Here is a 21,624-nt window from a genome sequence, read left to right as displayed (position 1 = left end):
GCGAGTCTACGCTCGATGCGAGACAAAACCAACAGGAGTGGTATCGATGGCAGACGATGAGACGGTTCTACGTCGCATGCTGTCGCCAGCCCGCATGTCGCCTTACCTGGTGGCGACTGGCGGGACTTGGGACAAGGCCGTCGAACTCTACGACTGGAATGTGCGCGCCTCGTCGGCCTTCTTCGAGTCCATTCACTACCTCGAGATCGGGTTGCGCAACTCGCTCGACGGTGCTGCCGCAGCCTGTCTCGGGCCGATGTGGCTGACGTCCGGGACGGCGCTCACCGCTCGTTCTCGTGACGTCGTCCGGATCGCTGTGCGGCAAGCGGGCGGTCCGCAAGTTCCTCGCGGGAAGGTGGTCGCGGAACTCCCGTTCGGCTTCTGGTGGTCGCTTCTCGCCGATGAGTACAACCGCCGTCTCTGGCAGCCCGCGCTGAGGCATGCGTTCACCGGTCCGGTGAGGCGGAGGAGACTTCACGCCGAACTCGACGAGGTGCGACGTCTTCGCAACCGAATCGCTCATCACGAGCCGATTCACACTCGTGATCTGGACGCTGATTTCAGACGGCTGGTGGACATATCCGGTCGTCTGGGATCGGCGCTCGCTCGGCACATCACCCAGACGACGCGGGTTGCGGCTGTTCTTCGAGAACGACCTTGACGAGTTACTCTCACTCCGCCACGCGCTCGCCGGAGGCGTCCCAATGCTCGGCGACCTTCTTGCTCGGCTGGACGCGGGGCGGCTCGCCGGGCATCTTCGGGTAGTCCGGGGGATAGGGCAGCTCGACCGGGTTCTCGGCCCACAGCTCCAACAGGGGCGTGAGGTCGTGGGCGACGTCGTCGATCTCGGCCCAGGCGTCGCCGTCCGTGCGCAGCAGCTCTGGGACCGAGCCGAGATGGAACTCGGCCGGACCGTCGGCGCTCGGCAATTTCTCCCACGAGATCGGAAACGACACCGGCGCGCCGGGGCGCGGACGGGGGGAGTAGGCACTGGCGATGCTGCGGTCGCGGGCGTTCTGGTTGAAGTCCACGAACACGCGGGCCCCGCGCTCCTCCTTCCACCAGGCCGTCGTCACCCCGTCATGGCGCGCCTCCAAGGCCCGGCCGGCGGCGATGGCCGCGTGCCGCACCGACGTGACGGTCCAGCGGGGCTCGATCCGCACGAACACATGCGCGCCCCGGTTGCCGCTGGTCTTGACGAACGAGCGCATCCCCAACTCGGCCAGCAACTCGCGCAGCGCCAGCGCCGCCTCGACCGCGTCGCCGAAGCCGGTGCCCTCCTGCGGGTCGAGGTCGAGCCGCAACTCGTCGGGACGGTCCACGTCGGCGCGACGCATCGCCCACGGATGGAAGGTGACCGTGCCCATGTGCGCCGCCCATACGACGTCGGCGATCTGCGCCGGACACACCTCCTCGGCCCGACGCCCCGACGGGAAGCGGACCTTCACGCTCGACAGGTACGACGGCGCGCCCTTCGGCACCCGCTTGGAGTAGAAGGCGTCGCCATAGGCCTTGCTCGTCGTCAGCCTCATGCCCTCACGCACGCCCTTCGGCCAGCGTTCCAGGGCGGTCGGCCGGTCGCGCAGCGCCCGCATGATCCCGTCCTCGACGGCGACCAGGTACTCGACGACGTCGAGTTTCGTGAACTCCGGCGTCTGCTCGGTCGCCTCGAAGACGACCCGATCCGGGCTGGACACCCGCACGCCGACGCCGCCCGCGTCCACCTCGATCGTCTTCGCTCTCGTCGCCATGAGGTGACGCTACCGCGTTTGCGCTGGTGAGGCGTGCCTCACTGAGGCGGGCCTTCGTTGAAAGCTCGGAATCATTAACGACACACTGGCGTTGTGAAAAACATGGCGACGACTGAGAACACGGCAGGAGGCGGGTCGTTCGACGACTCGCCGACCCGTGCGCGCGTCGCCGAGGCGATCCTGCGCGGCGGCCCCTCCACGGCGGCCACGCTGGCCGAGGAACTCGACCTCACGCCCGCCGCGATCCGCCGTCACCTCGACCATCTCGTCGCCGACGGCGTGCTGGAGCCGCGTGAGCAGCGGGTCAACGGACCGCGCGGCCGCGGCCGCCCCGCCAAGGTCTTCGCGCTCACCGACGCCGGACGCCACCAGTTCACCCACGCCTACGACGCGCTCGCCGTCGAGGCCCTCGCCTTCCTGCGCGACGCCGTCGGCGACGACGCCGTCCGCTCCTTCGCCGCCGAACGGCTCGAGCCGCTGCGCCAGCGCCTCGCCGAACGGCTCGCCGGTGTCGAGCCCGCCGACCGTCCCGCCGCCCTCGCCGAGGCGCTCAGCGCCGAGGGCTTCGCCGCCGGGACCAGCTCGACCGCGACCGGCGCCCAGATCTGCCAGCACCACTGCCCGGTCGCCCACGTGGCCGAGCAGTTCCCGCACCTGTGCGAGGCCGAGGCGGAGATGTTCGCCCAGGTGCTCGGCACCCACGTGCAGCGACTCGCCACCATCGCCCACGGCGACGGCGTCTGCACGACCCATCTGCCTCTTTCCACTGAACCTGTCGATCCAGAGAAGGTGACCTCATGACCACCACGTCGCATGAGCCCGGCCCCTCCATCGAGGAGCTGAACCCGGGCCTGAAGGACGTCGGCCGCTACGAGTTCGGCTGGGCCGACCCGGACGTCGCCGGCGCGAGCGCCCAGCGCGGCTTGAACGAGGCGGTCGTGCGCGACATCTCCTCGAAGAAGAACGAGCCGCAGTGGATGCTCGACCTGCGCCTCAAGGGCCTCAAGCTCTTCGACCGCAAGCCGATGCCCACCTGGGGCGCGTCGCTCGACGACATCGACTTCGACAACATCAAGTACTTCGTGCGCTCCTCGGAGAAGCAGGCCGCCAGCTGGGACGACCTGCCCGAGGACATCAAGAACACCTACGACAAGCTCGGCATCCCCGAGGCGGAGAAGCAGCGCCTCGTCGCCGGCGTCGCCGCGCAGTACGAGTCCGAGGTCGTCTACCACTCGATCCGCGAGGACCTCGAGGCCCAGGGCGTGCTCTTCCTCGACACCGACACCGCGCTCAAGGAGCACCCGGAGATCTTCGCCGAGTACTTCGGCACGGTCATCCCCGTCGGCGACAACAAGTTCTCCGCGCTCAACACGGCCGTGTGGTCGGGCGGCTCGTTCATCTACGTGCCCAAGGGCGTCCACGTCGACATCCCGCTGCAGGCCTACTTCCGCATCAACACCGAGAACATGGGCCAGTTCGAGCGGACGCTCATCATCGCCGACGAGGACTCCTACGTCCACTACGTCGAGGGCTGCACCGCGCCGATCTACAGCTCCGACTCGCTGCACTCGGCCGTCGTCGAGATCATCGTGAAGAAGGGCGCCCGCGTCCGCTACACGACGATCCAGAACTGGTCGAACAACGTCTACAACCTCGTCACCAAGCGCGCGGTTTGCGAGGCGGGTGCGACGATGGAGTGGGTCGACGGCAACATCGGCTCCAAGGTCACCATGAAGTACCCGGCCGTCTACCTGATGGGCGAGGGCGCGCGCGGCGAGACGCTGTCGATCGCCTTCGCGGGCGAGGGCCAGCACCAGGACGCCGGCGCGAAGATGGTCCACGCGGCCCCGCGCACGTCCAGTTCGATCCTGTCCAAGTCGGTCGCCCGCGGCGGCGGACGCACGTCCTACCGCGGCCTGTTGCAGGTCAACGAGGGCGCCGAGGGCTCGGCCAGCACGGTCAAGTGCGACGCGCTGCTCGTCGACCAGATCAGCCGCTCCGACACCTACCCCTACGTCGACGTCCGCGAGGATGACGTCACCCTCGGCCACGAGGCGACGGTGTCGAAGGTCAGCGACGACCAGCTGTTCTACTTCATGCAGCGCGGCATGGAGGAGGACGAGGCCATGGCGATGATCGTGCGCGGCTTCGTCGAGCCGATCGCCCGCGAGCTGCCGATGGAGTACGCGCTGGAGCTGAACCGGCTCATCGAGCTGCAGATGGAGGGTGCTGTCGGATGACCGTCATCGAGAACATCAACGAGGCGCTGGAGCTCGACCACGTCGAGTCCCACCTGCACCCGGAGCCGTCCTACGACGTCGCCGACCACCCCGTGCCGAACGGGTTGGAGGAGATCTGGCGCTTCACTCCGCTCAAGCGGCTGCGCGGTCTGCTCGACGGCGCGCCGTCCGACGCCCACCTCGTCCGCGCTGAGGAGCTGCCCGAGGGCGTGACCATCTCGACGGTCAGCACGGACGAGGCCAAGGCGCTCGGCGGCATCGCCCCGCTCGATCGGCTCGCCGCGCTCGCGGTCGAGAACGCCGGTGAGACGCTGCTCATCACCGTCGACGGCGAACTCGACGCCCCCGCCCGGATCACGCTCACCGGCGACTCCGTCGAGAACACCGTCTGGGGCCACATCGTGGTCAAGGTCGCGCCGTTCGCGAAGGCGACGCTGCTGTTCGACCACGCCGGCTCGGCCGTCTACGACGTCGCCACGACCTACCTGGTCGGTGACGGCGCCTCGCTCGACGTGGTCAGCCTGGCCGATTGGGACGACGACGCCGTGCACGCCGCGCAGAACAACATCACCGTCGGCCGCGACGCCACGGTGCGTTTCTTCGAGTTCACCCTCGGCGGCGACCTCGTGCGCTCCTCGACCAACGTCGACTACACCGGCCCGGGCGGCAGCGCCGACCTGCTCGGCGTGTACTTCGCCTCAGCGCTGGATGGAGGGCGTGGCCAGCACCTCGAGCACCGTCAGTTCGTCGACCACACCGCGCCGAAGACGCGCAGCAACGTCGAGTACAAGGGCGCGCTGCAGGGCCAGGGCGCGCACACCGTGTGGATCGGCAACGTGCTGATCCGCAAGGTCGCCGAGGACATCGAGACCTTCGAGCAGAACGACAACCTCGTGCTGACCGACGGCGCCAAGGCCGACTCGGTGCCGAACCTGGAGATCGAGACCGGCAACATCGCCGACGCGGGCCACGCCAGCACCACCGGCCGCTTCGACGACCAGCACCTGTTCTACCTGCAGAGCCGCGGCATCGAGCCCGACGAGGCGCGCCGCCTGGTCGTGCATGGCTTCTTCAACGACATCATCCGCCGCGTCGGCATCCCCGACGTCCAGGAGCGGCTGCTCGCGGCCGTGGAGGACGAGCTCGCCGATGTCTGAGCAGTTCGCCGCGCCGTTCGCCGACATCCCCGACGGCGGCCAGTTGGCCACCGTCGTGGACGGGAACGAGATCGTGCTCGTCCGCGACGGCGAGGAGGTGTTCGCGCTGCGCGACGAGTGCTCGCACGCGGCCATCCCGCTGTCGGAGGGCGAGTGCGACGGCCAGGCGATCGAGTGCTGGCTGCACGGGTCGCGCTTCGACGTGCGCACCGGCGAGCCGCTGAACTTCCCGGCCACCGAGCCGGTCCCCACCTACCCCACGACTATAAAGGGCGGTCGCGTCTACGTCGCCCTTCCCGAGGAGAACTGACATGACCACTCTCGAGATCAAGAACCTGCACGTCTCGGTCACGGCATCTGACAACAATGGCTCGGAGGGCGAGAAGGAGATCCTGCGCGGCGTCGACCTGACGATCAAGTCCGGCGAGGTCCACGCGATCATGGGCCCGAACGGCTCGGGCAAGTCCACGCTCGCCTACTCCATCGCCGGCCACCCGAAGTACACCGTCACCGACGGCGAGGTGCTGCTGGACGGCGAGAACGTGCTGGAGCTGAGCGTCGACGAGCGCGCCCGCGCCGGCCTCTTCCTGGCGATGCAGTACCCGGTCGAGGTGCCGGGCGTGTCGGTCGCGAACTTCCTGCGCACCGCCAAGACCGCCATCGACGGCGAGGCCCCGAAGCTGCGCACCTGGGTCAAGGACGTCAACGCCGCGCTGGAGCGGGTCACCCTCGACCCGTCCTTCGCGCAGCGCAGCGTCAACGAGGGCTTCTCCGGCGGCGAGAAGAAGCGCCACGAGATCGCCCAGCTGGAGCTGCTCAACCCGAAGTTCGCGATCCTCGACGAGACCGACTCCGGCCTCGACATCGACGCGCTGCGCATCGTCTCCGAGGGTGTCAACCGCTACAGCGCCCAGGGCGACCGCGGCGTGCTGCTCATCACCCACTACACGCGCATCCTCAAGTACATCGAGCCCGACTACGTGCATGTGTTCGTCGCGGGCCGTCTGGCCGAGACCGGCGGCAAGGAGCTCGCCGAGCAGCTCGAGGTCGACGGCTACGACAAGTACGTGAAGGCCGCGGCGCTCTGATGAGCGCCAGCTTCGACGTCGCGCGGGTGCGGGAGGACTTCCCGATCCTGCGGCGGCGTCTGGCCGGGGACCTGCCGCTGGTCTACCTCGACAGCGCCAACACCTCGCAGAAGCCGCGCCAGGTCGTCGACGCCATCGACGCGCATTACTTGGCGCACAACGCCAACGTCGCGCGGGCGATGCACCAGCTCGGCGCGGAGGCCAGCGAGGCCTTCGAGCTGGGTCGCACGAAGGTGGCGGAGTTCATCGGCGCGCCGCGTCGTGAGGAAGTCATCTTCACGAAGAACGCCTCCGAGGCGCTCAACCTCGTGGCGCGGGTGCTCGGCGACGCTGGCACGGTGGGCGCCGGTGACGAGATCGTCATCAGCCAGATGGAGCACCACTCCAACATCGTCCCGTGGCAGTTGCTCGCCGAGCGCTCCGGCGCGACGCTGCGCTGGTACGGCGTGACGCCGGAGGGCCGTCTCGACCTGGAGGACGACCCGATCACCGAGCGGACCAAGGTCGTCTCGGTCACCTGGGTCTCCAACATGCTCGGCACGATCAATCCGGTCGCCGACGTGATCGCGCGGGCCAAAGAGGTCGGCGCGCTGGTCGTGGTCGACGCCTCGCAGGCCGCCCCGCACTTCGCGATGAGTCTGGGGTCGCTCGGCGCGGACTTCGTGGCCTTCACCGGGCACAAGATGGTCGGCCCGACCGGCATCGGCGTGCTGTGGGGCCGCTACGACCTGCTCGCCTCGTTGCCCCCGTTCCTCGGCGGCGGCGAGATGATCGAGACGGTGTCGATGGAGGGCTCGACCTTCGCCGCGCCGCCGCACCGTTTCGAGGCGGGCACCCCGCCGATCGCGCAGTCGGTCGGCCTCGGCGCGGCCGTCGACTATCTGAGCGCGCTCGGCATGGAGAACATCGCCGCGCACGAGCAGGCGATCACCGCGTACGCGCTCGGCCGCATGGCGGAGGTCGACGGTCTGACGGTCGTCGGTCCGAAAGAGGCGGTCGAGCGTGGGGGAGCGATCAGCTTCACCCTCGACGGCGTCCACCCGCACGACGTCGCCCAACTGCTCGACAGCAGGGGCGTCGCGGTGCGCGCCGGACACCACTGCGCCAAGCCTGCGCACGCCTGCTTCGGCGTGCAGTCGACCACCCGTGCCTCGTTCTACCTGTACACGACCGAGGCCGAGGTCGACGCGCTGATCGACGCCCTCTGGCACACCAAGAAGTACTTCGGAGCGTGAACATCAATGAGTAGCGCGATGAACGTGGACGCCCTCTACCAAGAGATCATCCTCGACCATTACAAGCACCCGCACGGCGCGGGCCTGCGCGACGGCGGCGACGCCGAGGTGCACCACGTCAACCCGACCTGCGGCGACGAGATCACCCTGCGGGTGCACCTCGACGGCGACAGCGTGCGCGACGTGTCGTACGCGGCCGAGGGCTGTTCGATCAGCCAGGCGTCGGCGTCGGTGCTCAACGACCTGGTCGTCGGGCAGAGCGTCGACGAGGCGATGACCACCCTGGAGGCCTTCCAGGAGTTGATGCAGGGCAAGGGCCAGATGGAGCCCGACGAGGACGTGTTGGAGGACGGCATCGCCTTCGCCGGGGTCGCGCAGTTCCCGGCGCGGGTCAAGTGCGCGCTGCTGTCGTGGATGGCTTTCAAAGACGCCGTGGCGCAAGCCGCGGGGAAGGACGTGTGATGAGCGAGCAGACTGAGGCCCCCGAACAGGTGGTCGATCATTCCGACTTCCCCGAGGTCGACACGGCCGCGCCGAGCGCTCCCAGCGCGGCGGCGACCCAGGAGGACGTCATCGAGGCGATGAAGGACGTCGTGGACCCCGAGCTGGGCATCAACGTCGTCGACCTCGGCCTCGTCTACGGAGCCCACGTCGACGAGCACAGCAACCTCGTGCTGCAGATGACGCTCACCTCGGCGGCCTGCCCGCTGACCGACGTCATCGAGGACCAGACCCGTTCGGCGCTCGACGGCATCGTCAACGAGTTCCGCATCGACTGGGTCTGGATGCCGCCGTGGGGCCCGGACAAGATCACCGACGACGGTCGCGAGATGCTCCGCGCACTGGGCTTCAACATCGGTTAGTCGTCGGTCCCCGAGGCACGGCCCTTCGGGTTGAGCTGTTTTGTAGACGTTCTCACGCGGATTCCAGCCCGCAGCTGTGGCTTGACCGAGTAGCGAAGACACGTCCGATGGGACGAAACTCTCTCCCCGGCGATGCAGAATCTTACGAGCGGGAAGAAGGGCAGAGAGACGCCGAAGGGTGGCCACTCCCGGGGGAGTGGCCACCCTTCTTCGATACGCGGGTCGCTCTGTGGGGCCCTGGGCCTCAGTGGACCTTCGGGACGCCTGCGTCAGAGACGCCCTGGAAGTCCTCGCCCAACTCGTTGGGATGGCCCTCGAAGTGACCCAGGTGCTCTTCGGCGTGGTGGACGTCGTCGACGGTCGGCTTGTCGAGCGCGCCGGAGTAGTAGAAGTCCCGCAGCTTCGCACGCAGCTTGGCGCGGTGCTTCTTCGGAGCCTCCACCCCGTTGGCGTCGACGGTCTCGGCCGCCTCCAGCTCAGGCGTGCGCTCGCGGGCGGTGATCGCGTACTGCTCGCCGACCGGCAGCGGTGCGTGGCGTTCGCTGTAACCGCCCTCCGGGGAGCGTTCGATCACGCCCGTCTCGTAACCGTGCAGCACCAGGTCGTTGGAACGATGCTGCAGACCGATGCAGATGCGCTTCGTGATGAGGAAGGCGATCACCGGGAAGAGGAAGAAACCGAACCGGAAGATCCAGGTCAACGCGAACAAGTCGAGGCTGAACTTGGTCGCGAGGATGTCGTTGCCGCCGGCCAGCAAGCCCACCAGGTAGGCCGTGATTCCCGCAGCGCCCAGGCCGGTGCGCGTCGGGTTGTCGCGCGGACGCTCCAACAGGTGGTGCTCGCGGTCGTCGCCGGTGATCCACCGCTCGATGAACGGCCACAGCGCCAGCGAGGTGAACAGCAGGCCGAGCCCGCCGACGCCCGGGACGAAGATGTTCCAGCTGAACGTCCAGCCGAAGATCGTCGACTCGACGCCCGGCATGATGCGGACCAAGCCTTCCGAGAAGCCCATGTACCAGTCAGGCTGGGAGCCAGCGGTGACCTCCGACGGGTTGTACGGGCCGTAGGTCCACACCGGGTTGATCTGGATGAAGGTGCTGAACAAGGCGGTGAAGCCGAAGACGACGAAGAAGAAGCCGCCGGCCTTGGCCGCGTACACCGGGAGCATCGGGTAGCCCACGACATTGTCGTTGGTGCGGCCGGGTCCAGGCCACTGCGTGTGCTTGTGGTAGATGAGCAGCAGCATGTGCGCGGCGATCAGGCCGAGGATCAGCGCCGGGATCAGCAGGATGTGCGCCATGTACAGGCGTGGGATGATCACGTCGCCGGGGAACTCGCCGCCGAAGACGAAGAACTCGACGTACGAGCCGATGAACGGCACCGAGCGGATCATGCCGTTGACGAAGCGCAGGCCCGTTCCGGAGAGCAGGTCGTCGGGCAGCGAGTAGCCCGCGAAGCCCTCGACCATGCCGAGCACCAGCAGGCCGACGCCGATGAGCCAGTTGACTTCGCGCGGCTTGCGGTACGCGCCGGTGAAGAAGACGCGCATCATGTGGATCATCATGGCTGCGACGAACAGCGCCGCCGCCCAGTGATGGATCTGCCGCATGAGCAGGCCGCCGCGGATCTCGAAGGAGATGTCGAGGCTCGACGCGTAGGCGTGCGACATCTCGATGCCGTTGAGCGGCTGGTAGTCGCCCTGATAGACCGTCTCGGCCATGCTCGGCTGGAACCAGAGGGTCAGGAAGGTGCCCGAGACGAGGAGCACGACGAAGCTCCACAGGGCGATCTCGCCGAGCATGAACGACCAGTGCTCGGGGAAGATCTTGCGCATGTTCTTGCGCGCCACCCCGGCGAGGCCGAGGCGGTCGTCGAGCCACTCGACAGGACCGGCGGCCTTCCGACCGAGCTTGGTGTCCTGAACGTCGGTGTAGGAGGTGTCGGTGCTCATCACTTATTCCGCCCGTTCTTCTCGTCGAGATCTTTCTGGTCCTGGGCGATCTCGGGATAGCTCGGCGTGACGATGTCGGGGAAGTCGCTCTGCGCCACGAGATAGCCCTCCGAGTCGATCTTGAGCGGCAACTGGGGGAGCGGGCGGTAGGCGGGGCCGAAGACGGCTTTGCCGTTGTCGGCGAGGTCGAAGGTCGACTGATGGCAGGGGCACAGCAGATGGTGGGTCTGCTGCTCCCACAAGGAGATCGGACAGCCGACGTGGGTGCAGATCTTCGAGTAGCACAGGATGCCGTCGACGCCCCAGTTCTCCTTGCCCTTCTCCGGGGTGATGTCCTCGGGACGCATGCGCACCACGATCACGGCGGCCTTGGCCTTGGCGGCGAGCAGGTCGTGCCCGTGGACCTCGGCCTCCTCGCCGTCGGGGCCGGGGAAGAAGGCGGCGGGCTCGGCGTTGACGAGCTGGCCGACCTCCAGGTCGGAGGGCTTCATCGGCAGGCCGGAGACGTCGTTGACGACGCGCATGCCCTTGCGCCACACCGTCTGGCTGTGGCCGTAGGGGACCGGACCGAGGTCCCACAGCAGCGCCGCGCCGGGCAGCGCGAGCGCCGCGAGCGAGCCGAGCAGCGTGTTGCGCAGCAGTGGACGGCGTGCGATCTGCGACTCTTGGATGCCGGCGTTGAGATCGGCGAGGACCGCCTCACGGTCGTCGTCGGACGACTTCGCGGGATGGCGTAGTTCGATCATCTCGTGGTCGGACATGATCTTCTTCGCCCACTGGATGATGCCGAGGCCGATCAGCAGCAGGGAGCCGCCCAGCGTCCCGCCGAGGGCGACGTTCTGGGCGGACCATCCGAGGAATGTGGTGTCGAACTCGACGGTGAAGTACGCGACGAAGAAGCCGACCGCCAACAGCGAGGCGATCACGAACATCGCCGAGATCTGTCGTTCGGTGCGCCGTGACTGCGCCTCGTCGACGTCGGTCACGCGGTAATGGTGCTCCGGGAGGCCCGGGTCGGCTATGGGCTCGGCCACATCGCCCTCGGTCTGGTGCTCCACTTCCTGGCTCACTCTTGTGCTCCCTTCGGCTTCTTGGACGACCGGGTGCCGTGCGCCGCGATCCAGACCGCGAAGGCGCAGAGCCCGCCGATGCCGAAGAGCCAGATGAATAGGCCGTCAGCGACGGGGCCGATGCCGCCACCGCCGAGGCCGCCGTGGCTGGGCTGGGTCTCCATCGCTTTGATGTAGGCGATGATGGCGCGCTTGTCCTCAGGGGTCACGACGTCGTCGGAGAAGACGGGCATCTGCTGGGGCCCGGTCTGCATGGCCTCGTAGATGTGCTGGGCCTCGACGTCGTGCAGCGTGGGGGCGTAACGGCCGTTGGGAAGCGCGCCGCCGGCGCCGACCGAGTTGTGGCAGGCGGTGCAGTTGGTGCGGAAGAACTCGCCGCCGAGGCTGACCTCCTCGGTCGTGGCGCTCTCCCAGTCGAGGCTCTCCTCGGCGGGGATGGCCGGGCCGGGGCCGAGCGAGGCGATGTACGCCGAGAGCTGGCTGACTTCCTCGTCGGTGTACTCGGCGTTCTTGCGCGGCGCCTGCGGCGCGGTCTGCGCCATCGGCATGCGGCCGGTGCCGACTTGGAAGTCGACGGCGGCCGCGCCGACGCCGATCAAGGAGGGGCCGTAGTTGCCGTCGCTGCTGGTCACGACGCCTTCGGCGTTCTGGCCGTGGCAACTCGCGCAGCCGATCACGAAGAGCTCGCGACCGGCTTCGATGTCGTCGAGTGAGGACTCCTCGGCCGTCGCGCCCTTGGGGGCGAAGACCATGTAGAGAACCGCCGCGACGGCGAGCGCCCCGAGGATCACAAAGACGCCGGACAGGGGGTGTCGCCGCCAGGTCGACAAGGTACGCACCGGATACCTCAATTCCGTGTTGTGGACAGCGCCAGACTATCCGCGCGGGGGCGCGGACTCAGACTTAGGTGAACCTTGCTCAGCGGAGCAGGTAGATGGAGGCGAACAGCGCCACCCAGACCACGTCGACGAAGTGCCAGTAGTACGACACGACGATCGCGCTGATGGCCTGCTCGTGGGTGAACTTGCGGCTGACGAAGGTGCGGCCGATGACGAGCAGGAAGGCGAGGAGGCCTGCGCAGACGTGGAGGCCGTGGAAGCCGGTCGCCAGGTAGAAGAGGCTCCCGTACGCCGACGAGGACAAGGTGATGCCGTGGTGCACGAGCTCGGCGTACTCGGTGGCCTGGCCGCCGATGAAGATCGCGCCCATGATGAACGAGAGGACGAACCACTCGCGCATGCCCCACTGATTGACCTGCCAGATCTTGCCCGAGCGGCCCGCCTTGCCGCGCGCGGCGGCGAACACGCCGAACTGGCAGGTGAAGGAGCTCAGCACCAGGATCGTGGTGTTGGCCGAGGCGAAGGGGATGTTCAGCTTCGACGTGCTGTGCTCCCACAGCGTCGTGCCGTCGTCCAGCGGCATGCCGCCGGTGACGTTGCGGACCGTGAAGTACGCCGCGAACAACGCCGCGAAGAACAGCAGGTCGCTCGCCAGCCAGATGATGGTGCCGACCGTCACCATGGACGGACGGCCCTCCTGGCCGTGGAGTCGGGACGCGGGAATCACAGAAGTAGTCGCCACGGGATCATTATGTACGATTCGACTGTGCGAAGTGACCGCCCCCTGCGTGTCCTTGTTTACAGCGACGACAGCGCCGTCCGATCCGAGGTGGCACGCGCCCTCGGGTCCCGTCCTCACCCTGACCTTCCAGCCCTGGGATTCGTTGAGATCGCGACGGAGGCGGCCTTCTGGCGCGAGTTCGACAGCCGTGGCGACCGGTGGCCGGTCGACCTGGTCGTGCTCGACGGCGAGGCGGCTCCGGCCGGCGGTCTCGGCGTGGCGCGACAGATCAAGGACGAGGTGTTCCACGCGCCGCCGGTGGTCGTGGTGACCGGTCGCCCTCAGGACGCGTGGCTCGCCCAGTGGTCGCGTGCCGACGCCGTCGTCTCCCATCCGATCGACCCCCTGGAGTTCGGCGAGACCGTCGTCGGACTCCTCCATTCCTCCCGAGAGCAGGTCCGATGACCCCCACCTGGCCCGATGTGCTGCAGACCTTGACCCGTCGCGACGATCTCGACGCCGAACAGGTCCGCTGGGCGATGGGGGAGATCCTCGCCGGGGAGGCGAGTCCCGCCCACATCGCGGCGCTCGCGGTCGGCCTGCGGACGAAAGGCGAGACGCGCGTGGAGTTGCAGGCGCTCGCCGACCAGATGCTGGAGTCGGCGATCCGGTTGGAGGCGCCGGGCCGGGTGCTCGACATCGTCGGCACCGGCGGCGACCGCGCCAACACCGTCAACATCTCCTCGATGGCGTCGGTCGTCGCGGCGGGCGCGGGCGCGGGCGTCGTCAAGCACGGCAACCGGTCGGCGTCGAGCTCCAGCGGCTCGGCCGACGTCATCGAGGCGCTCGGCGTGCGGCTCGACGTCGCGCCGGAGCGCGTCCTCGACGTCTATGGCACAGCGGGCATCACCTTCTGTTTCGCCCGGGTCTTCCACCCGTCGTTCCGCCACGTCGGCCCGACGCGGGCGGAGCTGGGCATCCCGACGGTCTTCAACTTCCTCGGCCCGCTGACCAACCCGGCGGCGGCGCAGGCGTCGGCGGTCGGTTGCGCCGACCCCCGCATGGCCCCGCTGATGGCGGGCGTGTTCGCCGACCGGGGGGCCGACGCGCTGGTGTTCCGGGGCGACGACGGCCTCGACGAGCTGACCACCACCACCACCTCGCGGGTCTGGGTGGTCGAGGGCGGCGAGGTCGAGGAGGCGACGCTCGATCCCCGTGACCTCGGACTCGAGATCGCCCCGGTCGACGCGCTGCGCGGCGGGGACGTCGCGCACAACGCCGAGGTGTTCACCCGGGTGCTCGACGGCGAGACCGGACCGATTCGCGACGCCGTGTTGCTCAACGCCGCCGCCGGCCTGGCGGCGCACGCGGCCGAGGAGGGTTCGCTCGCCGAACGACTCGCCACTGGTCTGAAGCGCGCCGCGGAGTCGATCGACTCCGGCGCCGCGCGTGACGTCCTGACTCGGTGGACCGCCGCCACACAGGAGGTGGCGCCATGATCACCGCCATCGTCTTCATCCGCGCCGAGGTCGCCGAGCTGTCGCGGATCGCCGAGGACGTCCTCGGGTGCCGGGCGTCAGCGAGGTTTACTCGGTGACCGGCGAGATCGACCTCGTCGCCATGGTCCGGGTGCGGGCCGTCGACGACGTCGCGACCACCGTGGCCGACGGGATCAACAAGGTCGCCGGCGTCCACTCCACGCAGACCCAGATCGCCTACCGCGCCTACAGCCAGCACGACCTCGACGCCGCCCTCGACCTCGGTTTCTGATCACAGCCTCCGCTGGGCGCTGGGGTAGGGGGAGGACCAGCGGCCGCGGACGAGGCGGACGCCGTCGGTGGTGAGCCAGCGGCGGATGGTCTCGACCTCCTCGACGGTGCTGGCGGGGGCGGGGCCGGGCCGGTCGGGCAGGACGGTCTCGGCGCCCGCCAGGAGCCGGTCGAGCCAGGGCACGTAGGCCTGGCCGCGGGGGAGGACGCCGGCCGCGGCGAGTCGGCCGTGTCGGACGACGTGCATCTGCCAGCCCTCCGGGTGGGGAGAGGCGGCCACGATCTCGGGTTGATCGCTCACCTCGGCGAGGCGCTGGAAACGTGCCACGCCGCGCACCAGCGAGGTGAGGCGGTCGCGGACCGCGGCGGCCTCCTCGAAACGCTCGGCGTCGGACAGGGTCCGCATGCGCGCCTCGAGCCGCTCGGCCACGACGGCCGGATCGCCGACGACCGCCGCGCGCACCCGCTCGGCCTCGGCCGCGTACTCCTCGGGCCCGACCGACTGATCGCAGGGGGAGAGGCACCGGCCGATCTCCGCCAGCGCGCAGGGGCTGGACCGAGGAGACCGGCCGAGGCGTTGCGAGCACTGCCGGATCGAGAAGACCTCGTGGAGGGCGTCGAGCGCGGCGACGGCGTCGGCCCGTCCGCGGAAGGGGCCGAGGTGGGTGGCCTCAGCGGTGGTCTTACTCACGATCGACAGACGCGGCCACGGCTCGTCGGTCAATCGGATCCAGGTGGTGCGCTCGGGGAACTTGGAGCGACGGTTGTACGGCGGTCGGTGCCGGGCGATGAGCCGTAGCTCGCGTACCTGCGCCTCCAAGGCGGTGGCGCACTCGACCACCTCGACGCGCTGGGCGAGGTTGATCATCTCGCCCATACGGGTGCGGGTCTCGGCCTTGGTGAAATACGACCGCACCCGCGAGCGCAGGTCGCGTGAGGTGCCGACGTACAGCACCTCGTCGCGGGCGTCGCGGAACAGGTAGACCCCCGGCGCCGAGGGGACGTGGTCGGCCAGATGGCGCTTGCGCCGCTGCTTCGCGGAGACCGCCTGGGTGAAGTCCTGCGTCTCCTCCAACGAGTGGACGCCGAACGAGCCGAGCCGCCCGATGAGGTGGTGCAGGACGTCGACGGTGGCGCGGGCGTCGGCCAGCGCGCGGTGGTTCGGCGTGGTCTCGGCGCCGACGTACGCCGCGAGGGTGGACAGTTTGGCGTTGCGGACCTCGTCTTTGTGGAGCAGCCGCCGGGCCAGCACGGCGGTGTCGAGCACCTCGAAGCGCGGCCACGGGACGCCGAGCTCGCGTGCGGCGTGCCGCAGGAAACCTGTGTCGAACGGCGCGTTATGAGCCACCAGCACCGTGCCGCGGGCGAACTCCAGGAAGCTCGGCAGCACCTCGGCGATCCGTGGGGCCGGGGCGACCATGGCGTCGGTGATGCCGGTGAGCACGGTGATGAAGGCCGGGATCGACTCGTCGGGGTTGACGAGCGTCTGGAACTCGCCGAGCACCTCGCCGCCGCGCACCTTGACCGCGCCGACCTCGGTGATCTTCGACCCGGCCGCGGGCGATCCGCCGGTGGTCTCCAGGTCGACCACGCAGAAGACGACGTCGTGGAGCTGTCGCCCGAGGTCGTCCAGGGCGCTCTGTCGCCAGGTGGCCGTCGTCATGGCACAGGACGGTAAGGGGAGGGGCGGACAGATTCGCTGGTCGCGCGCGTGTTCGAAAGTGTCAGTGGGCCGCCCTACGGTCGGCGCAGATCACTATTCGAGTGAGACAGAGGAGGCCTCCCATGAGGACTGTCCGTGATGATTCCGTCCGGATCGACTGCGACCGCTGCGTGGTGCGCAGCCCCGCCGCCTGCGGCGACTGCGTCGTCACCGTCTTGATCGGCGCTCCGCCCGCGGGCGTCGAGCTCGCGGCCGAGGAGCGGCAGGCGTTGGACGCGCTGGCCGACAGCGGACTGGTGCCGCCGCTGCGGCTCGTCGTGTCGGCTCCTGAGCGACGCGCTGACGTCGGTTGAGATTTGGAGGACTGTGAGCGATCTCGTACAGTAAGGTGTTGTGTGTTCGGAGAACGCTGATCCCCCTGATCGGCGTCGGACCACCACTGTGCTGGACGGGCGTGGGGAAGATGCCCGAACACACGGTGTCGACGATCTGGAGACGTGCGTGGCTTCCACTCACCGCCCTGCCCGACGAATGGCGATCGGCGTCGCCACACTGACGTTGACCTGCGGACTTCTGAGCGTGGCCGCTCAGGCGGAGCCGGACCGCGCCGACGCGGTCGCCCAGGTGGAGCAGGCCTTCCAGGCCGCCACGGCGGCCAACGAAGAGGTCAACCAGCTCAACTCCGACATCGAGGCCACGCAGGCCGAGATCGCCGGGATCGACGCTGAGATCGCCGAGGTGAAGGCCACTTACGACGAGCAGCGCGCTGTGCTGGGCTCGGTCATCGCGCAGCAGCACGTCGACTCCCCGCTCGGCCCGACGGCGAGTCTGCTCGCCAGTGAGGACCCGGATGCCTTCCTGGAGGGCCTCAGCGCGGTCCAGGCCTTCAACTCCACCCAGGCCGAGGCGTTGGACTCCTTCGCCGAGGTCGCCGACGACCTGGCGGTCCGCCAGGATCAGTTGCGCCAGCTCCAGGCCAGCCTTGACGCCGACAAGGCCGAGGCCGACTCCAAGAAGGCCGAGGTCGACGCGGCCTTCGAGGACGCCGAGGCCAAGCTCGCTTCCCTCGACGCGGAGCAGCGCGCCGAGTTCGAACGCATCAACCCGGCGGTCGAGGAGGTCATGCCCGCCGCCGCGCCCAGTGCTTACAGCGGCGGCGCGGTCGGTTTCGCCGCGGCTCAGCACGGCAAGGCCTACCGCGCCGGCGGCACCGGACCCGACGCCTACGACTGCTCCGGCCTGGTCTGGGCCGCCTACGCGTCGGCGGGCATCAGCATTCCGCGCACCTCCGGCGCGCAGTACGCCGCGGGCACCCCCATCTCGATGGACCAGCTGCAGCCCGGCGATCTGGTGTTCTACTCCAACGTCAACCAGCACGTCGCCATGTACATCGGCAACGGCCAGATCGCCGAGGCGGCCAACCCCGCCGCCGGCACCCGCGTGACGAGCCTGTACGGCCGTTTCGTCAAGGCGGTCCGCATCGGCTGAGTACCGACATATCCTTCCCCAGACGGCGAGAGGCTTCCACATGGGTGGTCGCCTCTCGTCGTCGTTCGTGGCGCTGCTGGTGCTGGCCGTTCTCGGAGCGGGCGTGCTGTGGTGGCAACGCCCGTGGGAGGAGGGCTCGGCGGCGGAGAGCGTGGAGAGCACGGAGCTGGCCGAACAGCTGCGGAGCCAACTCGCCGCCGCCGAGGAGGCGGCCGACGCCTCGGCCTGGCGGGCGGCCTTCGGCGCGGGAGCGGGTGCCGAGGCGTTCGCCGACCGTTCCTGGCGGGCGCGTGAGGTGCTGGATGTCGAGGTGATCGAGTTCGAGTTGGTGAGCGTCGGCGCGGCCCCCGACCGCGAGGACGGCACCTACTCGGCCTCGGTCGCCGTCGCGTGGCAGGGCGGTGTCGGCCGCGACGCCGACAGCTCCGTCGACCCCGTCGAACTGACGTTGCGGGTGGTGCCTTCGACGGTAGATCCCGCCCAGGTTGACATCACGGGCGTCGAGCCTCGACAGGGCCGGCGGGCGTCGGCGATGCCGTTGTGGCTCGCCGACGAGGTGGCCGTGGGCCACAGCGGTCCGGTCACCGTGGTCAGTCTCGGCGGGGCCGACGCCCAGCAGGCGCTCGCCTGGATCGGTGTCGCCGCCCGGCAGGTGACGACGCTGACCGGGGCGAGCGCCCCCGCCGTGCTCGTCGTCCCGGAGAGCTCCGAGCAGACCGCCGCGCTGCTGGGGCAGTCGGTCGAGGCCCTCGGCTCGACGGCGGGTGTCGCGACGACGCTCGACGGCGTCGGTCCGTCGGCCGTCGTGCTCAACCCCGACGAGTTCGCCTCGATGGACGAACGAGGCCGCCAGATCGTGGTCACCCATGAGCTGACGCACGCGATGACCGGCGCGGTCGGCTCCGAGGCCGAGCCGTGGCTGGTCGAGGGCTTCGCCGACTGGGTCGCGCTCCACGAGGACACGGCGCCGCTCGGTCTCTCCGCGAACGCGGTGCTGAGCCGGGCGGCCGAGCACGGGGTCCCTGAGGCCCTGCCGACGGCCGACGATCTCGTCGGCGACGCGCGGACCGCCGCCTATCAGGGGGCCTGGCTCGCCGTGGTCGTGCTCGCCGACCAATACGGCGACGAGGCGGTGCGCGAGGTCTACCGCCAGGTGCTCGACGGCGCGACCGTCGACGACGCCTTGGCGTCGATCGGCTCCTCCACGGCCGAGCTCACCGAGCAGTGGCGCGACTACGTGACGTACAACGCCTCGACGGTGTCGTGAAAGTCGCGGACGACCGCAGTGCGTTTGACCTTGAACGACGGCGTCAGATAGCCGTTCTCCTCGGTCCAGTCCTCGTCGAGGATCACGAACTTGCGGATCGACTCGGCTTGTGACACGAGCGTGTTGGCCTCGTTGACGGCGTCCTGGACCTTGGCGCGCAGCTCGGGGGAGTCGAGGGGACCGTTCCAGCCCTCGGGGTCGATGGTGACGAGCGCGGCGATGAACGGCTTGCCGTCGCCGACGACGAGGCACTGGCTGATGACCGGATGCGAGCGCATGCGGTCCTCGAGGACGGCCGGGGCGACGTTCTTGCCGCCCGCGGTCACCAGGATCTCCTTCTTGCGCCCGGTGATGCGGACGTAGCCGTCGGCGTCGACGTCGCCGAGGTCGCCGGTGGCGAACCAGCCGTCGGCGTCGATCGCCTGTGCGGTGGCCCCCTCGTTGTTCCAGTACCCGGTGAACACCTGACGTCCGCGGAACTGCAGCTCGCCGTCGGCGGCGACCCGCACCTCGGTGTGCGGGAACGGCTGGCCGACCGTGCCGACCCGATGGTTTTGCGGCGTGTTGACCGTCAGCGCGGCGGTGGTCTCGGTCAGGCCGTAGCCCTCCAGGACGGTGATGCCGATGCCCCGGTAGAAGTGCGCCAGCCGCTCGCCGAGCGGGGCGCCGCCGGAGATGGCCCAGGCGACCCGTCCGCCGAGCGCCGCGCGCAGCTTGGCGTAGACCAGCTTGTCGAAGAGCTTGTGCTGCGCGCGCAGCGCCACCGACGGCTTGCGTCCGTTCGCCTCGGCCCGGCTGACGTTGATCGCGGTGGAGACCGCCTTGTCGAAGGCCTTTCCCTTGCCGTCGGCCCACGCTCTCGTGCTGGCGGTGTTGAAGACCTTCTCGAACACGCGGGGGACGCCGAGGACGAAGGTCGGCTGGAACTCGCCCAGATGGGTGGTGAGGTCTTTCACGTCGGCGGTGTGCGCCAAGACAGCTCCCGAGCGCAGGCAGCCGATCTGGATGATGCGCGCGAACACGTGCGCCAGCGGGAGGAACAGAAGCGTCGAGGCGTTCTCGGCCTTGAACAGCTCGGGCAGCCGTTCCAGCGCCCCGGCGAGCTCGGCGCGGAAGTTGCCGTGGGTGAGCACGCATCCTTTGGGGCGGCCGGTGGTGCCGGAGGTGTAGATGACGGTGGCGGGGGTGTCGCTGGTGAGCGTGGCGCGGCGGGCCTCCAACTCCTCGTCGGAGATCTCCTCGCCGACGGCGGTGAGCGCGCTGACCGCTGCGGCGTCGAGCGACCACACCGACCGCAGATCGGGGGCCTCGGCGCTGGCGGCGTTCACTTTCTCGATGTGAGCGGGCGTCTCCGCGACACAGGCGACCGCGCCGGAATCGCTGAGAATCCAGGCGATCTGGGCCGTCGATGAGCTTTCGTACACCGGCACGGTCACCGCGCCGGCCCACCAGATCGCGTAGTCGAGCAGCGTCCACTCATAGCGTGTCTTGGAGACGACGGCCACCCGGTCGCCCGGCTCGACACCGCTGGCGATCAACCCCTTGGCCACGGCGGTCACCTCGCGGTGGAACACGCCGACAGGCACCGTCGTCCAGCCGTCGGCGGTGCGACGCGCCAGCGCGGGGGAGTCCGGATCGTCGAGACGCTCCAGAAGGTCGAGGGTCAGGTCGCCGTCGTAAGGATCAACGCTCACAGCCGCAGGCTACTCGTTGAAGCCGGTGCCGCGCACGGGCGGCCGTCCTGAGATGCGCGAACTCGCGGATCACCCTGTCACGCGTCCGTGCTTCGGCCCCGCGATCATCCGCGACGGCCGCCACGCTCTCCAGTCGTATCAGGCCTCGGCGGGTTGGCCGTGGGCGGTGGGGGTGTGGCCGAACTGACGGCGGAAGGCCGTGATGAAGCCGGGGGCGCTGGAGTAGCCGACCCGCTCGGCGATCTGCGAGACCGGGACGCCCTGGGCGAGCAGCGGCAGCGACGCCCTCAGCCGGGCGCGCATACGCCACTCCACGAAGTTCAGGCCGGTCGTCGAAGTGAAGGCGCGCTGCAAGGTCTTGCTGCTCGTGCCGACCTCCTTGGCCCACTCCTCGATGCTGCGCGCGTCCGACGGATCGGCCAACAGGCGCTCGGCGACGAAGGCGGCGCGCGGGTCCGACGGCGTCGGCAGCTGCGGCTCGTGCTGCGCGTGCGACGGCAGCATGCCCAGCAGCGTGTCGCGTTCAGCCGACTCGGTCTCGCCCGAGCCGAAGCGCGACTGGATGTAGCGCATGAGCTGCGAGCGCAGCTCCTGACTCACCCAGACCGCCGTCGTCGCCTCCCAGTCGGGAGCGGGGGCGTCGTCCTCGAACCACAGCGGGAAGACGATCGCCTTGCGTAGCACCGGGACCTTGTGCGGCACGCCCTTCGGAATCCACACGGCGCACTCCGGCGACACCACCCAGGGGATGCCCTCGATGGTCAGCGTCGCGGTTCCCTCGCTGGCCCACGCGAGCTCGTGGGTGTCGTGGCGGCACGTGGGCATGGG

23 protein-coding genes are annotated in these 21,624 nt (G+C 69.2%); 15 read left to right on the top strand and 8 right to left on the bottom strand.

Annotated elements, in window-relative coordinates:
• Positions 1–46: 46 nt before the first annotated feature.
• Positions 47–661 carry a hypothetical protein gene (locus QM621_RS06335; protein WP_414989522.1) on the top strand — a complete coding sequence of 205 codons (615 nt, stop codon included), beginning with the start codon at positions 47–49 and terminating at the stop codon, positions 659–661.
• A gap of 10 nt (positions 662–671) precedes the next feature.
• Here the strand turns inward: QM621_RS06335 and QM621_RS06330 are convergent, their stop codons facing one another.
• Entirely contained in the window at positions 672–1,751 is a 1,080-nt protein-coding gene (locus tag QM621_RS06330; RefSeq protein WP_414989521.1) for a DNA polymerase domain-containing protein, read from the bottom strand.
• A 102-nt stretch (positions 1,752–1,853) separates the two neighbouring features.
• Here QM621_RS06330 and QM621_RS06325 point away from each other — a divergent pair, with 102 nt between their 5' ends.
• Genes QM621_RS06325 through QM621_RS06290 form a run of 8 tightly spaced genes read left to right on the top strand, consistent with a single transcriptional unit; the run spans position 1,854 to position 8,334 of the window.
• The gene (locus QM621_RS06325; protein ID WP_414989520.1) at positions 1,854–2,552 is read left to right on the top strand and encodes a helix-turn-helix transcriptional regulator; all 699 of its coding nucleotides are present in this window, start codon (positions 1,854–1,856) and stop codon (positions 2,550–2,552) included.
• On the top strand, positions 2,549–3,991 hold the full coding sequence (gene sufB / locus QM621_RS06320) for a Fe-S cluster assembly protein SufB (protein ID WP_414989519.1): 1,443 nt from the start codon (positions 2,549–2,551) through the stop codon (positions 3,989–3,991). Before QM621_RS06325 ends, sufB begins: the two co-directional genes overlap by 4 nt.
• Positions 3,988–5,148 (top strand): Fe-S cluster assembly protein SufD, encoded by a 1,161-nt coding sequence (gene sufD / locus QM621_RS06315; RefSeq protein WP_414989518.1) that lies wholly within the window; start codon positions 3,988–3,990, stop codon positions 5,146–5,148. The genes sufB and sufD overlap by 4 nt, the downstream gene beginning before the upstream one ends.
• A complete protein-coding gene (locus QM621_RS06310) occupies positions 5,141–5,458 on the top strand; it encodes a Rieske (2Fe-2S) protein (protein ID WP_414989517.1) in 318 nt (105 codons plus the stop codon). The genes sufD and QM621_RS06310 overlap by 8 nt, the downstream gene beginning before the upstream one ends.
• 1 nt (position 5,459) lies before the next feature.
• Entirely contained in the window at positions 5,460–6,236 is a 777-nt protein-coding gene (gene sufC / locus QM621_RS06305) for a Fe-S cluster assembly ATPase SufC (RefSeq protein ID WP_414989516.1), read from the top strand.
• Positions 6,236–7,471: a cysteine desulfurase gene (locus QM621_RS06300; protein WP_414989515.1), complete on the top strand. Its 1,236-nt coding sequence runs from the start codon at positions 6,236–6,238 to the stop codon at positions 7,469–7,471. Before sufC ends, QM621_RS06300 begins: the two co-directional genes overlap by 1 nt.
• An 18-nt stretch (positions 7,472–7,489) precedes the next feature.
• Complete coding sequence (gene sufU, locus QM621_RS06295; protein WP_414989514.1) at positions 7,490–7,933, top strand: Fe-S cluster assembly sulfur transfer protein SufU; 444 nt, start codon at positions 7,490–7,492, stop codon at positions 7,931–7,933.
• The gene (locus tag QM621_RS06290; RefSeq protein ID WP_414989513.1) at positions 7,933–8,334 is read left to right on the top strand and encodes a metal-sulfur cluster assembly factor; all 402 of its coding nucleotides are present in this window, start codon (positions 7,933–7,935) and stop codon (positions 8,332–8,334) included. The genes sufU and QM621_RS06290 overlap by 1 nt, the downstream gene beginning before the upstream one ends.
• Before the next feature lie 244 nt (positions 8,335–8,578).
• On the opposite strand, the gene QM621_RS06285 is transcribed toward QM621_RS06290, so the two are convergent.
• The 4 genes from QM621_RS06285 to QM621_RS06270 all read right to left on the bottom strand — a co-directional run bounded on the left by QM621_RS06285 (position 8,579) and on the right by QM621_RS06270 (position 12,876).
• The gene (locus QM621_RS06285; protein WP_414989512.1) at positions 8,579–10,285 is read right to left on the bottom strand and encodes a cytochrome b; all 1,707 of its coding nucleotides are present in this window, start codon (positions 10,283–10,285) and stop codon (positions 8,579–8,581) included.
• Complete coding sequence (locus QM621_RS06280; RefSeq protein ID WP_414989511.1) at positions 10,285–11,355, bottom strand: Rieske 2Fe-2S domain-containing protein; 1,071 nt, start codon at positions 11,353–11,355, stop codon at positions 10,285–10,287. Before QM621_RS06280 ends, QM621_RS06285 begins: the two co-directional genes overlap by 1 nt.
• Positions 11,352–12,194 (bottom strand): c-type cytochrome, encoded by an 843-nt coding sequence (locus QM621_RS06275; protein ID WP_414989510.1) that lies wholly within the window; start codon positions 12,192–12,194, stop codon positions 11,352–11,354. Before QM621_RS06275 ends, QM621_RS06280 begins: the two co-directional genes overlap by 4 nt.
• Positions 12,195–12,273: 79 nt before the next feature.
• A complete protein-coding gene (locus QM621_RS06270; protein ID WP_414989567.1) occupies positions 12,274–12,876 on the bottom strand; it encodes a cytochrome c oxidase subunit 3 in 603 nt (200 codons plus the stop codon).
• A gap of 84 nt (positions 12,877–12,960) precedes the next feature.
• Here QM621_RS06270 and QM621_RS06265 point away from each other — a divergent pair, with 84 nt between their 5' ends.
• The 3 genes from QM621_RS06265 (at position 12,961) to QM621_RS06255 (ending at position 14,685) form a co-directional block, all read left to right on the top strand.
• Positions 12,961–13,380, top strand: coding sequence for a hypothetical protein (locus tag QM621_RS06265; protein WP_414989509.1), 420 nt, complete (start codon positions 12,961–12,963; stop codon positions 13,378–13,380).
• Complete coding sequence (trpD, locus tag QM621_RS06260) at positions 13,377–14,414, top strand: anthranilate phosphoribosyltransferase (RefSeq protein ID WP_414989508.1); 1,038 nt, start codon at positions 13,377–13,379, stop codon at positions 14,412–14,414. The genes QM621_RS06265 and trpD overlap by 4 nt, the downstream gene beginning before the upstream one ends.
• A gap of 94 nt (positions 14,415–14,508) precedes the next feature.
• Complete coding sequence (locus QM621_RS06255) at positions 14,509–14,685, top strand: Lrp/AsnC ligand binding domain-containing protein (protein WP_414989507.1); 177 nt, start codon at positions 14,509–14,511, stop codon at positions 14,683–14,685.
• Here QM621_RS06255 and QM621_RS06250 read toward each other — a convergent pair whose 3' ends face one another.
• A complete protein-coding gene (locus QM621_RS06250; protein WP_414989506.1) occupies positions 14,686–16,347 on the bottom strand; it encodes a DEDD exonuclease domain-containing protein in 1,662 nt (553 codons plus the stop codon). It abuts the gene before it with no gap.
• Positions 16,348–16,469: 122 nt separating this feature from the next.
• On the opposite strand from QM621_RS06250, the gene QM621_RS06245 reads away from it, so the two are divergent.
• The 3 genes from QM621_RS06245 to QM621_RS06235 all read left to right on the top strand — a co-directional run bounded on the left by QM621_RS06245 (position 16,470) and on the right by QM621_RS06235 (position 19,102).
• Positions 16,470–16,700 carry a hypothetical protein gene (locus QM621_RS06245; RefSeq protein ID WP_414989505.1) on the top strand — a complete coding sequence of 77 codons (231 nt, stop codon included), beginning with the start codon at positions 16,470–16,472 and terminating at the stop codon, positions 16,698–16,700.
• A gap of 226 nt (positions 16,701–16,926) precedes the next feature.
• Positions 16,927–17,835, top strand: coding sequence for an NlpC/P60 family protein (locus QM621_RS06240; RefSeq protein WP_414989504.1), 909 nt, complete (start codon positions 16,927–16,929; stop codon positions 17,833–17,835).
• Positions 17,836–17,875: 40 nt separating this feature from the next.
• A complete protein-coding gene (locus QM621_RS06235; protein WP_414989503.1) occupies positions 17,876–19,102 on the top strand; it encodes a hypothetical protein in 1,227 nt (408 codons plus the stop codon).
• Here the strand turns inward: QM621_RS06235 and QM621_RS06230 are convergent.
• Both QM621_RS06230 and QM621_RS06225 read right to left on the bottom strand, forming a co-directional pair.
• Positions 19,069–20,796, bottom strand: a complete 1,728-nt coding sequence (locus QM621_RS06230) for an AMP-dependent synthetase/ligase (protein ID WP_414989502.1) — start codon at positions 20,794–20,796, stop codon at positions 19,069–19,071. The genes QM621_RS06235 and QM621_RS06230 overlap by 34 nt on opposite strands.
• Positions 20,797–20,934: 138 nt before the next feature.
• Positions 20,935–21,621 (bottom strand): helix-turn-helix domain-containing protein, encoded by a 687-nt coding sequence (locus QM621_RS06225; protein ID WP_414989501.1) that lies wholly within the window; start codon positions 21,619–21,621, stop codon positions 20,935–20,937.
• Between the last annotated feature and the right edge of the window lie 3 nt (positions 21,622–21,624).

Source organism: Aeromicrobium sp. (assembly GCF_047606445.1).
Taxonomy (GTDB): domain Bacteria; phylum Actinomycetota; class Actinomycetes; order Propionibacteriales; family Nocardioidaceae; genus Aeromicrobium.
Note: the sequence above shows the minus strand (reverse complement) of the source record. Positions and strands in the feature narration are given on the sequence as shown.